The sequence below is a fragment of the Streptomyces corchorusii genome (genome assembly GCF_001514055.1).
GTDB classification, from domain to species: domain Bacteria; phylum Actinomycetota; class Actinomycetes; order Streptomycetales; family Streptomycetaceae; genus Streptomyces; species Streptomyces olivaceoviridis.
On the sequence record NZ_KQ948352.1, the window covers coordinates 537,318 to 551,530 of the forward strand.

The following is a 14,213-nucleotide window of genomic DNA, read 5'->3' on the forward strand; positions in this document are numbered from 1 at the left end:
GACGGGGCCGGGGGAGTGCGGCTAGCTTCGCCCGCCATGAGGCGCTTGGGGAGCACGCGACGCAGGGGACGGACGAGCCGGCTGGTGGCGGCGGGAGTGGCCTGCGGGGCGGCGCTGGCCGCCCTGACGGTCCCGGCGGCCGAGGCCCGTCCGCTCGCCCACGGCACCGCCGGCCGGGTGAGCGCGGGGCAGCCGGTCCCGGACACGCAACGCGCGAACCGGGCGGCCGAGGACTCCGGTACGGCAAGCGTGCACGGAGCGGCCAGGGAGTCCGGCACGGCAAGCGTGCACTGGGCGGTGAAGGACTCCGGGACGCCGAGCGTCCGCTTCCGGGGCCTCGCGGCCGTCGACCGGCGCACCGCCTGGCTGGCCGGCACCGAAGGCACGGTGCTGCGCACCACGGACGGCGGCACGAGCTGGCGGAACGTCTCGCCGCCCGGGGCGTCCGGCCTCCAGTTCCGGGACGTGACGGCGTTCGACGCCCGGCGCGCGGTGGTGCTCGCCATCGGCGAGGGCGAGGCCTCCCGCGTCTACCGCACCGACGACGGCGGTGCGACCTGGACGGAGTCCTTCCGCAACACCGACCCGAGGGCCTTCTACGACTGCCTCGCCTTCTTCGACCGCCGCCACGGCCTCGCCCTGGGCGACCCCGTGGACGGGAAGTTCCGCGTCCTGTCCACCGCCGACGGCGGACGTTCCTGGCGCGTGCTGCCCGCGGACGGCATGCCGCCCGCGCTGGACGGCGAGGCGGGCTTCGCCGCGAGCGGCCAGTGCCTCGTCACCGCCGGCCCGAAGGACGTCTGGCTCGCCACCGGCGGCGGCGCCCACGCGCGCGTGCTGCACTCCGCCGACCGCGGGCTCACCTGGACGGCCGCCGACACGCCGGTCCCCGCGGGCGATCCGGCCAAGGGCGTCTTCGCGCTGGCCTTCCGCGACCGCACCCACGGCATCGCGGTCGGCGGCGACTACCGCCCCGGCCGGCCCTCGCCGCAGGCCGCCGCGGTCACCGCCGACGGCGGACGCACCTGGCGCCCCGCCACCACCCCGCCACCCGCGTACCGCTCCGGCGCCGCCTGGCTCCCGCACAGCCGCACCGCCGCGCTGGCCGTCGGCCCGACCGGCACCGACCTGACCACCGACGGCGGCCGTAGCTGGCGGACGATCGACACCGGCTCCTACGACACCGTCACCTGCACCCCCGACCTGAGCTGCTGGGCGGCGGGCGAGCAGGGACGGGTGGCACGGCTCGAACGGTGAGGCACGGCCGGACCGGTGAGGTAAGCGCGGCGGAACGCGGGTACTCGTTCCCCGTCGCAAAGGAAGGGAGCGATCATGCCAGCCGGTTCCAGCCCCAAGCGTGAGCGTCAGTACGAGCACATCAAGAAGAGCGCGCAGGACCGGGGCGAGAGCACCGGGCGTGCCAAGGAGATCGCCGCGCGGACGGTGAACAAGGAACGCGCCCGCTCCGGCGAGTCCAAGACCGCCAGCCGCAGCTCGACGCAGGACATGTCGTCGAGCAAGCGTGGCGGTCAGCGGTCGGGCAACCGGGTCGGCTCGCACGGCCCGACCCGCGACCAGCTGTACAACGAGGCGAGGCAGCGCGGCATCGAAGGCCGTTCGCACATGAACAAGGACGAACTCCAGCGCGCGCTGAACGCCAAGAAGGGCTGACGGCCCGCCAGGCCCGACGCCCGAGGAGGTCGACAGACCGACGTCAGTCCAGTGTCTGCCGGTGGTGCGCCAGCTCCGGGGCCGTCTTCGTGGCGATGAACTCCGTGACGCGGTAGGCGCACACACCGGCGACGGTGAACGGGTCGCCCGCGACGATCTCGTCGATGCGGGCGCGGTCCCCCGCGACAGCGAGGATCACCCCGCCGTCGCGGGGGTTCTTGCGTCCCGAGGCCAGGAAGTGACCCTTCTCGTACTGCTCCTCCAGCCAGGCCACATGGTCCGGCAGGACGGCGTCCACGGCATCGAGCGGCGCGGTGTAGGTCAGCTCCAGGACGAACATGATCACGAGCCTACCCCGCCCGGCCGGCGGCCCGCGGCGGGACCGTACAGTCACCCGGCATGACGATCGTTGGCGTACCCGCGAACTGGCCCGCGACCGAGGACGAGGCCCGCGCCGTACAGGACGAGCTGCGCGGGCGGGTGGTGCTGGACGAGCCCGGACCACGGCCCGGGACGGGCCTGGTCACAGGGGTCGACGTCGCCTACGACGACGGCCTGGACCTGGTTGCGGCGGCGGCCGTGGTGCTGGACGCCGCCACCCTGGACGTCGTGGCGGAGGCGACGGCCGTCGGCCGGGTCTCCTTCCCGTACGTGCCCGGCCTCCTCGCCTTCCGTGAGATCCCCACCGTCCGCGCCGCCCTGGACCGGCTGCCGTGCCCGCCCGGACTGGTCGTGTGCGACGGCTACGGCCTGGCCCACCCGCGCCGCTTCGGCCTGGCGAGCCACCTGGGCGTGCTCACGGACCTGCCGACCGTCGGGGTCGCCAAGAACCCGTTCACCTTCGCGTACGACGATCCGGAACCGGCCCGGGGCGGCTGGGCACCGCTGCTCGCCGGGACGGAGGAGGTCGGGCGCGCGCTGCGCACCCGGGACGGCGTCAAGCCGGTGTTCGTCTCGGTCGGCCACCGGGTGAGCCTGGACAACGCCGTGGCGCACACCCTGGCGCTGACCCCGCGGTACCGGCTGCCGGAGACCACCCGCCGGGCGGACGCCCTGTGCCGGCGCGCGCTGCGCGAGGCGGCACAGGGCGTGACCGGCGGCGGGGATCAGGACCCGGCGACGCGCCGGGCGCCGTCCTCCTGACACTCCGCGTCGCGCCCGAACTCCACGACCGTTCCGCCTCCTTGCCCTCGTCCGGTACGAGCCCCCGTCGCACCCGTTCACGACGGCGGCGGTGACGGGCGGCTGCCGCTAGCGTTGGGCCGCCACCCGGAAGGTGATCCCCGCCGCGCGCAGCCGCTCGGTCAGGGCGTCGCCCATCGCCTGGGCCGTGGTGACCTGGCCCGCTGTCGGCGGCAGGTCGTCGAACGCCAGGCACAGGGCCGCCTCGGCGAACATCTTGGCCGTCTCGTCGTACCCGGGGTCGCCGCCCGCGACCTCGGTGAACACGCGCCGGCCGCCGCCCTCGCCGACGAACCGCACCGAGAACCAGCTCTTCGCCCGCTTCCCAGCGCTCGGTCCGTCACCCGGCTTGAGCCGGTCCGACAGCCAGCGCCGGGCGGGCGGCAGCTGGGCGGCTGCCGCCACCGCGCCGACGGCCGCGACCCCGCCGAGGGCGACCGGCAGGCGCCGCACGGCCGCGTAGTGCCGGTAGCGGAAGTCCGGGCCGTACCGCTCCAGCGCCCGTGCCGAACGGCGCACGATCCGCGGGTCGATGGTGGGCAGCGGCAGCGCCCACGCGCCGACCTCCGCCGCGTACCTCGGCGCGCCCGCCGGCGCGGTCACCCGGCGGCCCGGCAGCCGCGGCTCGTGCCGGGCCCGCTCGCGCGCGGCGGCCAGCATCCGCCGCCCGCGGGCCATCTGGTTCAGCGCCGAGGCGAGGGTGCCGCCGGAGAAGGCCGCGTCGGCGGTCACATAGCCGTCCACGGTCAGCGGCACGCCCTCGGGGAGCTGCCGGACCGTGAAGTACGCGCCCAGGTCGTGCGGCACCGAGTCGAAACCGCAGGCGTGCACCAGGCGCGCGCCCGTCTCCCGCGCGCGTGCGTCGTGCCGGATGTACATCAGGTCGACGAACTCGGGCTCGCCGGTGAGGTCCAGGTAGTCGGCGCCGGTGTCGGCGCAGGCGGCGACGAGTTCCTCGCCGTACAGGACGTACGGGCCCACGGTCGTGGCGACCACGCGCGCGTGCTCGGCGAGGGCGCGCAGGGTGGCCGGTTCGGTGACGTCGGCCCGCAGCACACCGACGTCCGCGCCGCCGGGCAGGTCCTCGCGCAGCCGCTCCAGCCGCCCCTCGTCGCGGCCGGCGACCGCCCAGCGCAGGTCCCGCGGGGCGTGCGCGGCGAGATAGTGGGCGGTGAGCGTGCCGACGAAGCCCGTGGCTCCGAAGAGCACGAGGTCGTACGGCCGGTCCGTCCTGCTCATCCTGCTCATGACACCCCTTGGTCCGTGCGGCCCGTCGCGCAGCCCGCGCCGCTGTCGGTGGCCGAGGCTAGCGTGAGCAGTGGGGAGCCCGACGACCAGCCCGGAGGCAGCGGTGGCCGTAGCCAGGAATGCCGTGAAGAAGCGGGAGAAACCGCCCCGGGCCCGGGTGCGGGGACCGGGCGCGCGGACCGCGTGACGGTCCCGCACGCCCGCCGCTGCGGAGGGCCCGGCGCAGCGCCGGTCACTCTCCCGGGTGAACGTCGGCGCGACGGGCACTTGGCTAAGCGCTTGCTCGTTCAGGTCTTGTGCCCGGTGGAACGCGTTCTTAGCATCACCGGTGTTACATCATTGGTGTCATACACGCCTGGGGGCTGGACGGATGACAACGGCAGGGACGCCGACGCCGGGCGACGGCCCGCTCCACGGCGTGCGCGTGGTCGAGCTGGCCGGCATCGGCCCGGGCCCGTTCGCCGCCATGCTGCTGGCCGACCTGGGCGCCGACGTGGTCCGGGTGGACCGTCCGGGCGGTCCGGGCCTCGCGATCGACCCGGCGTTCGACGTCACCAACCGCAACAAGCGCTCGATCGTGGTCGACCTGAAGGCACCGGACGGCCCCGCGCGCGTCCTGGACCTCGCCGAGCGGGCCGACATCCTCATCGAGGGCTACCGCCCCGGCGTCGCCGAGCGGCTCGGCATCGGCCCCGAGGACTGCCACGCCCGCAACCCCCGCCTGGTGTACGGCCGCATGACCGGCTGGGGCCAGGCCGGCCCGCTCGCCCAGCGCGCCGGCCACGACATCGCCTACATCGCGCTCACCGGCACCCTCGGCATGATCGGCCGCCCGGACGAACCCCCGGCGGTGCCCGCCAACCTCCTCGGGGACTACGCGGGCGGCTCCCTCTACCTGGTCGTCGGCGTCCTCGCCGCCCTGCACCACGCGCGCGCGACCGGCACCGGCCAGGTGGTCGACGCGGCCATCGTGGACGGCACGGCCCATCTGTCCGCGATGATCCACGGCATGCTCGCCGCCGGCGGCTGGCAGGACCGCCGCGCCGCCAACCTCCTGGACGGCGGCTGTCCCTACTACGGCACCTACGAGACCGCCGACGGCGGGTACATGGCGGTGGGCGCCCTGGAGGGCAAGTTCTACGCGGAGTTCCTGCGCCTGCTCGGCCTGGACGACCTGGCGCCCGCCCGCAAGGACTGGACCTGCTGGGACGAGCTGCGCGAACGGATCGCCGCCGCCTTCAAGTCCCGCAGCCGGGCGGAGTGGACGGCCGTCTTCGCGGACACCGACGCCTGTGTGGCGCCCGTGCTCAGCCTGCGCGAGGCGCCGGCCCACCCGCACCTGGCCGCGCGCGGCACCTTCACCGACCACGGCGGCATCACCCAGCCCGCCCCCGCCCCCCGCTTCTCCGCGACCCCCACCGCCGTCCGCACCGGCCCCGCCCGGCCCGGCGCGGACACCGCCGAGGTCGCCCGGGACTGGGGCCTGCCGGCGCCCCCGACCGACGACCCCGACGACCCCGACGACCTCGGCGACCCCGACGACCTGGTCACCGACGGCGGCTGACCCCGCCCACCCCGCTCGGCCCACCCTCCCGAAAGGCACACCAGTGAGCACCGAAGCGTACGTGTACGACGCGATCCGCACCCCGCGCGGCCGCGGCAAGGCGAACGGCGCCCTGCACGGCACGAAGCCCATCGACCTGGTCGTCGGCCTCATCCACGAGATCCGCGCCCGCTTCCCCGGCCTCGACCCGGCCGCCATCGACGACATCGTGCTCGGTGTCGTCGGCCCCGTCGGCGACCAGGGCTCGGACATCGCCCGGATCGCCGCCCTCGCCGCCGGGCTGCCCGACACGGTCGCGGGCGTCCAGGAGAACCGCTTCTGTGCCTCCGGCCTGGAGGCCGTCAACCTGGCCGCCGCGAAGGTCCGCGCGGGCTGGGAGGACTTGGTCCTCGCCGGTGGTGTCGAGTCCATGTCCCGGGTCCCGATGGCCTCGGACGGCGGCGCCTGGTTCAACGACCCGATGACCAACCTCGCCGTCAACTTCGTGCCGCAGGGCATCGGCGCCGACCTCATCGCCACCATCGAGGGATTCTCCCGCCGGGACGTCGACGAGTACGCGGCCCTGTCCCAGGAGCGCGCCGCCACGGCCTGGAAGGAGGGCCGCTTCGAGAAGTCCGTGGTCCCCGTCAAGGACCGCACCGGCCTGGTCGTCCTCGACCACGACGAGCACATGCGCCCCGGCACCACCGCCGACTCCCTGGCCAAGCTGAAGCCCTCCTTCGCGGACATCGGCGACCTGGGCGGCTTCGACGCCGTGGCCCTCCAGAAGTACCACTGGGTGGAGAAGATCGACCACGTCCACCACGCCGGCAACTCCTCCGGGATCGTGGACGGCGCCGCGCTCGTCGCGATCGGCTCCCAGGAGGTCGGCGAGCGCTACGGCCTCACCCCCCGCGCGCGGATCGTCGCCGCGGCCGTCTCCGGTTCCGAGCCGACCATCATGCTCACCGGCCCCGCCCCCGCCACCCGCAAGGCCCTGGCGAAGGCCGGCCTCACCATCGACGACATCGACCTGGTCGAGATCAACGAGGCGTTCGCCGCGGTCGTGCTGCGCTTCGTGAAGGACATGGGCCTGTCCCTGGACAAGGTCAACGTCAACGGCGGAGCCATCGCCCTCGGCCACCCGCTCGGCGCCACCGGCGCCATGATCCTCGGCTCGCTCGTCGACGAACTGGAGCGCCAGGACAAGCGCTACGGCCTCGCCACCCTCTGCGTCGGCGGCGGCATGGGCATCGCCACCATCGTCGAACGCGTCTGAACTCCCCGCGGAACCAAGCGCCCTGAAGACTTCTACGGAGACGACTGTCATGACCGAGAGCACCACCATCCGCTGGGAGCAGGACGACACCGGTGTCGTCACCCTCGTCCTGGACGACCCGAACCAGTCCGCGAACACCATGAACCAGGCGTTCCGCGACTCCCTCGCCGTGATCACCGACCGGCTGGAGGCGGAGCGGGACAACATCCGCGGCATCATCCTCACCTCCGCGAAGAAGACCTTCTTCGCGGGCGGCGACCTGCGCGACCTGATCCGGGTCACGCCCGAGACCGCACAGGAACTGTTCGACGGCGGCCTCGCCATCAAGCGCGACCTGCGCCGCATCGAGACCCTCGGCAAGCCGGTCGTCGCCGCCATCAACGGCGCGGCCCTCGGCGGCGGGTACGAACTGGCCCTGGCCTGCCACCACCGGGTCGCCCTGGACACCCCCGGCACCAGGATCGGCTGTCCCGAGGTCACCCTCGGCCTGCTCCCCGGCGGCGGCGGAGTCGTGCGTACCGTCCGGCTGCTGGGCATCGCGGACGCCCTGCTGAAGGTGCTCCTCCAGGGCCGGCAGTACAACGCGCGGCGCGCCCAGGAGAACGGCCTCGTCCACGAGGTCGCCGCCACCCCCGAGGAACTGCTCGCCAAGGCCCGGGCCTTCATCGACGCGAACCCCGAGTCCCGGCAGCCCTGGGACACGCCGGGCTACCGGATCCCCGGCGGCACCCCGGCCAACCCGAAGTTCGCCGCCAACCTGCCCGCCTTCCCGGCCAACCTGCGCAAGCAGACGGGCGGCGCCCCCTACCCGGCACCGCGCAACATCCTCGCCGCCGCCGTCGAGGGCTCCCAGGTCGACTTCGAGACCGCCCAGGTCATCGAGGCCCGCTACTTCGTGGAACTGGCCGCCGGGCAGACCTCGAAGAACATGATCCAGGCGTTCTTCTTCGACCTCCAGGCGGTCAACTCCGGCGCCAACCGCCCCCAGGGCGTCGAGCCCCGCCAGGTCCGCAGGGTGGCCGTCCTGGGCGCCGGCATGATGGGCGCCGGCATCGCCTACGCATGCGCCCGCGCGGGCATCGACGTCGTCCTCAAGGACGTCTCCCTGGAAGCGGCCGTCAAGGGCAAGGGCTACTCCGAGCAGCTGTGCGCCAAGGCCGTCGCCAAGGGTCGCACCAGCCAGGAGAAGGCGGACGCGCTGCTCGCCCGGATCACCCCCACCGCCGAGGTGGCCGACCTCGCCGGCTGTGACGCGGTCATCGAGGCCGTGTTCGAGGACACCGCCCTCAAGCACAAGGTGTTCCAGGAGATCGAGGCCGTCGTCGCCCCCGACGCGCTGCTGTGCTCCAACACCTCCACGCTGCCCATCACCACCCTCGCCGAGGGCGTGCAGCGCCAGAGCGACTTCATCGGACTGCACTTCTTCTCGCCGGTCGACAAGATGCCGCTGGTCGAGATCATCAAGGGCGAGCGCACCGGTGAGGAGACCCTCGCCCGCGCCTTCGACCTGGTCCGGCAGATCAACAAGACGCCGATCGTCGTCAACGACTCCCGCGGCTTCTTCACCTCCCGGGTGATCGGCCACTTCATCAACGAGGGCGTCGCCATGGTGGGCGAGGGCATCGAGCCCGCCTCCGTGGAGCAGGCCGCCGCCCAGGCCGGCTACCCGGCCAAGGTGCTGTCCCTCATGGACGAGCTGACCCTCACCCTCCCGCGCAAGATCCGGGGCGAGACCAAGCGGGCCGTGGAGGAGGCCGGCGGCACCTGGACGGCGCACCCGGCGGAGGCGGTCATCGACCGCATGGTCGACGAGTTCGGCCGCACCGGCCGCAGCGGCGGCGCCGGCTTCTACGACTACACCGAGGACGGCAAGCGGGCCGGGCTCTGGCCGGGCCTGCGCGAGCACTTCACCAGGCCCGGGTACGAGATCCCGTTCCGGGACATGCAGGAGCGCATGCTCTTCGCCGAGGCGCTCGACACCGTACGCCTCCTCGAAGAGGGCGTCCTGACCTCCGTCGCCGACGCCAACATCGGCTCGATCCTCGGCATCGGCTTCCCCGGCTGGACCGGCGGTGTGCTCCAGTACATCAACGGTTACGAAGGGGGCCTGCCCGGATTCGTGGCCCGCGCGCGGGAGCTGGCCGAGCGGTACGGCGAGCGGTTCGCCCCGCCCGCGCTGCTCGTGGCGAAGGCCGGGAACGGGGAGACGTTCACCGACGCCCGCTGACGCGCCTCAGCCGGACGGCGTGCCCCGGGACCCCGCTTCCGGGGCCGCCGTGCCCCCGGACGGGGTCTCCCGGTCCGCCGCGCCGTCCAGCCACTGGCGCAGCTCCTCCTTCAGCGACCGCTGGAAGGTGGTGAGCAGCGCCTGCACCACGAGCGGGTGCATATGGGCCGACAGCGACTTCACGTCCCGTGTGTCGCGTTCGGCGACGGCCTCCCGCAGCAGGTCCGACAGCTCGTGGGCCGCCGCACGCGCGTGGTCGGTCAGAACGGTCCGGGCGGCCAGGATGGTCTCCTGCGACAGCGGTACGTCGAGGAGCCGCACCGCGAGCCGCAGCAGACCGCAGTCCACGCGGAAGGACTCCCCGTCCTGCGTCACGACGTTCATCGCGGCCAGCCGGTCCACGTCCTCGCCGGCCAGCCGGCGCCCCGCCCGCCGCTCCAGCTCCGCGCGGGACACGGTCTCGACGGTGTCCGGCGCCCAGGAGGCGACCACCGCCCGCTGGATCGCCAGATCGTGCGGACCGAGGTCGGCCGGCAGCTGCCGCAGATGCCGTTCGATCGCCGCGAGGGTCATGCCCTGGTGCTGCATCTCCTCGATCAGCTCCAGCCGGGCCAGGTGCTCCCGGCCGTAGTGGCCCACCCGGCGCGGGCCGATGACCGGCGGCGGCAGCAGCCCCTTGGTGCCGTAGAAGCGGACCGTGCGCACCGTGACGCCCGCCCGCGCGGCCAGCTCGTCGATCGTCAGGGTGGGCTCGCCGGCGTCGGTCGTCATGTGCAGCAGTATCGCTGTCTCACCAATGGTGTGAAACCCGGGGCGAGGCCGTGAGGACCGTGTGAGAAGAACCGCTGTGTGACCTGGACCATCGCATGCCGGACGGTCCTCCTGGGAAACTGCTGCCTTGGTCTGTACCGCGGCACGAGGGTGGTGCGGGCCGAGACCTGCACGAACCCCGGCCCATGAGGTCCGGGCGCACCAGGAAGTGGATCCCACCCGTGAGCAAGGAAGCCGTGGAACCGGCACAGGTCACCACCCACCCCCAGGTGGCCCGGACGCCCGCGGACGCGGGCGACGCCGGTTACAGCAAGGACCTCAAGGCCCGCCACATCAACATGATCGCCATCGGCGGCGCCATCGGCACCGGCCTCTTCCTGGGCGCCGGCGGACGCCTGCACAACGCGGGCCCGGCACTCGCCCTGGCCTACCTGGTCTGCGGCGTCTTCGCGTTCTTCGTCGTCCGGGCCCTGGGCGAGCTGGTCCTGTACCGGCCCTCCTCCGGCTCCTTCGTGTCGTACGCGCGCGAGTTCCTCGGCGAGAAGGGCGCCTATGTCGCCGGCTGGATGTACTTCCTGAACTGGTCGACCACCGGCATCGCCGACATCACCGCGATCGCGCTCTACACGCACTACTGGAGCATGTTCACGTCCATCCCGCAGTGGGTGCTGGCGCTGATCGCCCTCGCGGTCGTCCTCGCCGTGAACCTGATCTCGGTGAAGATCTTCGGCGAGATGGAGTTCTGGTTCGCGATCATCAAGGTCGCCACCCTCGTGGGCTTCATGCTGATCGGCGTCTTCCTGCTGGCGACCCAGCACGACGTCGGCGGCAGCAAGCCGGGCCTCGGGGTCATCACCGACCACGGCGGTGTCCTCCCGCACGGCCTGATGCCGGTGGTCCTGGTCATGCAGGGCGTGATCTTCGCGTACGCCGCCCTGGAACTGGTCGGCGTGGCCGCCGGCGAGACCGCCGAGCCGGAGAAGGTGGTCCCGCGCGCGGTGAACTCGATCATGTGGCGTGTGGGTCTGTTCTACGTCGGCTCGGTCGTGCTCCTCGCCCTGCTGCTGCCCGGCTCGGTGTACTCCGCCGACCAGAGCCCGTTCGTGACCGTGCTGTCCAAGATCGGCGTCCCGGCGGCCGGCGACGTGATGAACCTGGTCGTGCTGACCGCCGCCATGTCCTCGCTCAACTCCGGCCTGTACTCCACCGGCCGCATCCTGCGCTCGATGGCCACGGCCGGCTCGGCGCCGAAGTTCACGGCCCGCATGAACCGCAGCCAGGTGCCCTACGGCGGCATCCTGCTGACCTGTGCGGTCTGCGTGCTCGGTGTCGGCCTGAACTACCTGGTGCCCAGCCAGGCCTTCGAGATCGTGCTCAACGTCGCCTCGCTCGGCATCATCAGCACCTGGGTGATCATCATGATCTGCCACCTGGTCTTCGTCCGCCGCGCCCGCGCGGGCCTGGTGACCCGTCCGCACTTCCAGCTGAGGTTCAGCCCGGTCACGGAGATCGCCACCGTGGTGTTCCTGCTGGTCTGCCTCGGCATGATGTGGAACGACGCCGAGGTCGGCCGCAAGACCCTGCTCCTCCTCCCGGTGATCGCCGTCATGCTGGTCGCCGGCTGGTTCGGCGTCCGCCGCCGGGTGGCGGACAGCACCGGCCAGGAGCTGACCGAGCTGTCGAAGTAGCGGTCCGGCGCCACTGTCAGTGGCGTCGCGTACGGTGGCGTCGTACCGGAGATCACGCGGCTCCGGTGCGGCGCCACCGAACCGTCGGGGGCGTCCCGGGGCCCTCCCGGAGGGGGCGCGCGGAGGGGGAGGACGCGGGATGACCGGGCGAACGGACACGACGGACGTGCTGGTGCTGGGCGGGGCCGGTGTGGACACGATCATCCCGGTCCCCGAGCTCCCCCTGCCGTACGCCGACAGCTACATGATCGACTCGGGGATCCGCACCCGCGCGGGCCACACCGGCGACTTCGTCGCCCTGGGACTGGCCAGGCTCGGACTGCGCACCCACCACCTCGACCTGCTCGGCGACGACCCCGAGGGCGACCTCGTGCGCGCCCTGCACCGCGAGCACGGCATCGCCCTCACCGCCCTGCCCCAGCCGGCCGGCACCAAGCGCGCGGTCAATCTCGTCGGCCCGGACGGCCGCCGGCTGTCCCTGTACGACACCAGCCGCGCCCACCCCGACGACCGCTTCCCCGAGGCCCGTCTGCGCGCGCTGGCCGCCGCGAGCCGGCATGTGCACGTGACCATCACCCAGCCCTGCGCCCACGCCCTGCCGGTCCTGCGCGAGACGGGCCTGCCGCTCTCCACCGACCTGCACGACTGGGACGGCGAGAACCCGTACCACGAGCCCTTCGCGCTCGCGGCCGACGTCGTCTTCCTGTCGGCCGCGAACCTGTCCCACCCCGAGCGGACCATGCGGCGCATCGCCGAGCGCGGGCGGGCCGGGACCGTCGTCGCCACCGCCGGAGCGGAGGGCGCCCTGCTGCTGGCCGACGGCGAGCTGACCCGGATACCGGCGGTGACCCCGCCCGCGCCGGTGGTGGACTCCAACGGCGCGGGCGACGCCTTCGCCGCCGCGTTCCTCTACGGCCGGCTGAGCGGCGAGCCACCTCGGCGATGCGCCCGGTACGGCGCGGTCGCGGGCGCCTACGCGTGCACCGTCCCGGCCACCCGCGCGGACGCGATAGGCCGGGACGAGCTGCTGCGAGAGGCGTCGGAACCGGGCCGCTGAGGCACCGGGGTGCCGGGGCGCGGGCCCGGCTCAGTGCCCGTGGACGGAGTTCGTCGCCTCGATCTTCTTCCAGGACTTCGGCCGCTCCACCGCCGTACCCGTCTTCGCCAGGCCCCGCACCGCCGGCGACGCCGGCTTCTCCGGCTGGAACAGCCAGGTGTCGAACAGCGCGGCCAGCGGCTTGCCGGACACCCGCTCGGCGTACTTCTGGAAGTCGGCGACCGAGGCGTTGCCGTAGGCGTGCTCCTTCGGCCAGCCCTTCAGGATCGCGAAGAACGCGTCGTCACCGATCTCGTTGCGCAGCGCCTGGATGGCGAGGGCGCCCCGGTCGTAGACGGCGGCGCCGAACTGCTCGTCCGGACCCGGGTCGCCGGGCTTCACCGTCCAGAAGGCGTCGTCGGCCGGGTGCGAGGCGTAGACGTAGTCGGCGAGTTCCTGCGCGGTGCCCTCGCCCTCGTGCTCGGACCACAGCCACTGCGCGTACCGGGCGAAGCCCTCGTTGATCCAGATGTCCTTCCAGCCCTTGACCGACACGTCGTCGCCGTACCACTGGTGGGCCAGCTCGTGCACGACCACCGAGGTGTTGGAGCCGTTCGCGAACTGACGCGGGCTGTAGTAGACGCGGGTCTGGGTCTCCAGCGCGTAGCCGGTGGTGGTGTTCGGCACGTAGCCGCCCGCCGAACCGAACGGATACGGCCCGAAGTAGCCGCTCAGCCAGTCCACGATCTCACCGGTGCGCTCCACGCTGGCCCGAGCGGCCCCGTCGTTGTCGCCGAGGTCCTTGCTGTAGGCGTTGACGACGGGCACGCCGCCGTCGGAGGTGCTGGTGGTGATGTCGAACCGGCCGAGCGCGAGCGTGGTCAGATAGGTCGCCTGCGGCTTGTTCTGCCGCCAGTTGTAGCGGGTCCAGCCCAGCTTCGAACTGGTCGACTGGAGCGTGCCGTTGGAGATGGCCTGGGTGCCGTCCGGCACGGCCACCGACACGTCGTAGGTGGCCTTGTCGCTCGGGTGGTCGTTGCTCGGGAACCACCACCAGGCGGCCTCGGGCTCGTCGGCGGCCACCGCGCCGTCCGGCGTGCGGTGCCAGGTGGAGAAGCCGTAGGCGCTCTTCGTCGACGGCACCCCGCTGTAGCGGACCACGACCGTGATCGCGGTGCCCTTGGCCAGCGGGGTCCTGGGGGTGACGACCAGTTCGTGCTGGCCGGACGTAGCGAAGGACGCCTTGGCGCCGTTGACCCGCACCTCGCTCACGTCCAGCAGGAAGTCCAGGTCGAAGCTGGACAGGTCCTGGGTGGTCTTCGCCAGGATCGTCGCCGTGCCCTGCAACTCGTCCGTCTTCGGCTGGTACTGGAGCCTCAGGTCGTAGTGCGAGACGTCGTAGCCGCCGTTGCCGTAGTACGGGTAGTAGGGGTCGCCGATGCCCGGTGCGCCGGGGGAGTAACTCGCGGCCGATGCCGGGATCGCCAGCAGGAGGGAGGCCGCCGCGAGCGCGCCCGGTGCGATGATTCTGCGGTGCACGTCAGCTCCAAGTCGTAGGGACGGTGCGT

At 73.0% G+C, this 14,213-nt stretch carries 12 protein-coding genes; 8 read left to right on the forward strand and 4 right to left on the reverse strand.

All coding sequences use genetic code 11. The annotated features are described in order from the left end of the window. Positions 1-36: 36 nt before the first annotated feature. Positions 37-1,257, forward strand: coding sequence for a WD40/YVTN/BNR-like repeat-containing protein (locus AQJ11_RS06535; protein ID WP_398780099.1), 1,221 nt, complete (start codon positions 37-39; stop codon positions 1,255-1,257). 75 nt (positions 1,258-1,332) lie between these two features. After that, positions 1,333-1,671 carry a hypothetical protein gene (locus AQJ11_RS06540; protein ID WP_014676172.1) on the forward strand — a complete coding sequence of 113 codons (339 nt, stop codon included), beginning with the start codon at positions 1,333-1,335 and terminating at the stop codon, positions 1,669-1,671. Between the two features lie 43 nt (positions 1,672-1,714). Here AQJ11_RS06540 and AQJ11_RS06545 read toward each other — a convergent pair whose 3' ends face one another. Next, positions 1,715-2,011, reverse strand: coding sequence for a YciI family protein (locus AQJ11_RS06545; RefSeq protein WP_086011676.1), 297 nt, complete (start codon positions 2,009-2,011; stop codon positions 1,715-1,717). Positions 2,012-2,070: 59 nt separating this feature from the next. On the opposite strand from AQJ11_RS06545, the gene AQJ11_RS06550 reads away from it, so the two are divergent. Further along, entirely contained in the window at positions 2,071-2,814 is a 744-nt protein-coding gene (locus tag AQJ11_RS06550; RefSeq protein ID WP_059262181.1) for an endonuclease V, read from the forward strand. A 108-nt stretch (positions 2,815-2,922) separates the two neighbouring features. Here the strand turns inward: AQJ11_RS06550 and AQJ11_RS06555 are convergent, their stop codons facing one another. Then, on the reverse strand, positions 2,923-4,101 hold the full coding sequence (locus AQJ11_RS06555; protein WP_208616449.1) for a saccharopine dehydrogenase family protein: 1,179 nt from the start codon (positions 4,099-4,101) through the stop codon (positions 2,923-2,925). Between the two features lie 370 nt (positions 4,102-4,471). Between AQJ11_RS06555 and AQJ11_RS06560 the strand changes: the two genes are divergently transcribed. From AQJ11_RS06560 to AQJ11_RS06570, 3 genes are read left to right on the forward strand one after another with little or no spacing between them, the layout of a single operon-like run. Next, positions 4,472-5,665: a CaiB/BaiF CoA transferase family protein gene (locus AQJ11_RS06560; RefSeq protein ID WP_059262183.1), complete on the forward strand. Its 1,194-nt coding sequence runs from the start codon at positions 4,472-4,474 to the stop codon at positions 5,663-5,665. A gap of 43 nt (positions 5,666-5,708) precedes the next feature. After that, on the forward strand, positions 5,709-6,923 hold the full coding sequence (locus AQJ11_RS06565; RefSeq protein ID WP_058082806.1) for an acetyl-CoA C-acetyltransferase: 1,215 nt from the start codon (positions 5,709-5,711) through the stop codon (positions 6,921-6,923). A 49-nt stretch (positions 6,924-6,972) separates the two neighbouring features. After that, a complete protein-coding gene (locus AQJ11_RS06570; RefSeq protein ID WP_059262184.1) occupies positions 6,973-9,150 on the forward strand; it encodes a 3-hydroxyacyl-CoA dehydrogenase NAD-binding domain-containing protein in 2,178 nt (725 codons plus the stop codon). A gap of 6 nt (positions 9,151-9,156) precedes the next feature. Here the strand turns inward: AQJ11_RS06570 and AQJ11_RS06575 are convergent, their stop codons facing one another. After that, positions 9,157-9,921 carry a MerR family transcriptional regulator gene (locus AQJ11_RS06575; RefSeq protein WP_059262185.1) on the reverse strand — a complete coding sequence of 255 codons (765 nt, stop codon included), beginning with the start codon at positions 9,919-9,921 and terminating at the stop codon, positions 9,157-9,159. Positions 9,922-10,142: 221 nt separating this feature from the next. On the opposite strand from AQJ11_RS06575, the gene AQJ11_RS06580 reads away from it, so the two are divergent. Next, positions 10,143-11,609 (forward strand): amino acid permease, encoded by a 1,467-nt coding sequence (locus AQJ11_RS06580; protein WP_059262186.1) that lies wholly within the window; start codon positions 10,143-10,145, stop codon positions 11,607-11,609. A gap of 139 nt (positions 11,610-11,748) precedes the next feature. Beyond that, complete coding sequence (locus AQJ11_RS06585) at positions 11,749-12,666, forward strand: adenosine kinase (protein ID WP_058082810.1); 918 nt, start codon at positions 11,749-11,751, stop codon at positions 12,664-12,666. A 30-nt stretch (positions 12,667-12,696) separates the two neighbouring features. Here AQJ11_RS06585 and AQJ11_RS06590 read toward each other — a convergent pair whose 3' ends face one another. Continuing rightward, a complete protein-coding gene (locus AQJ11_RS06590; protein ID WP_059262187.1) occupies positions 12,697-14,184 on the reverse strand; it encodes a M1 family metallopeptidase in 1,488 nt (495 codons plus the stop codon). Positions 14,185-14,213: the final 29 nt, after the last annotated feature.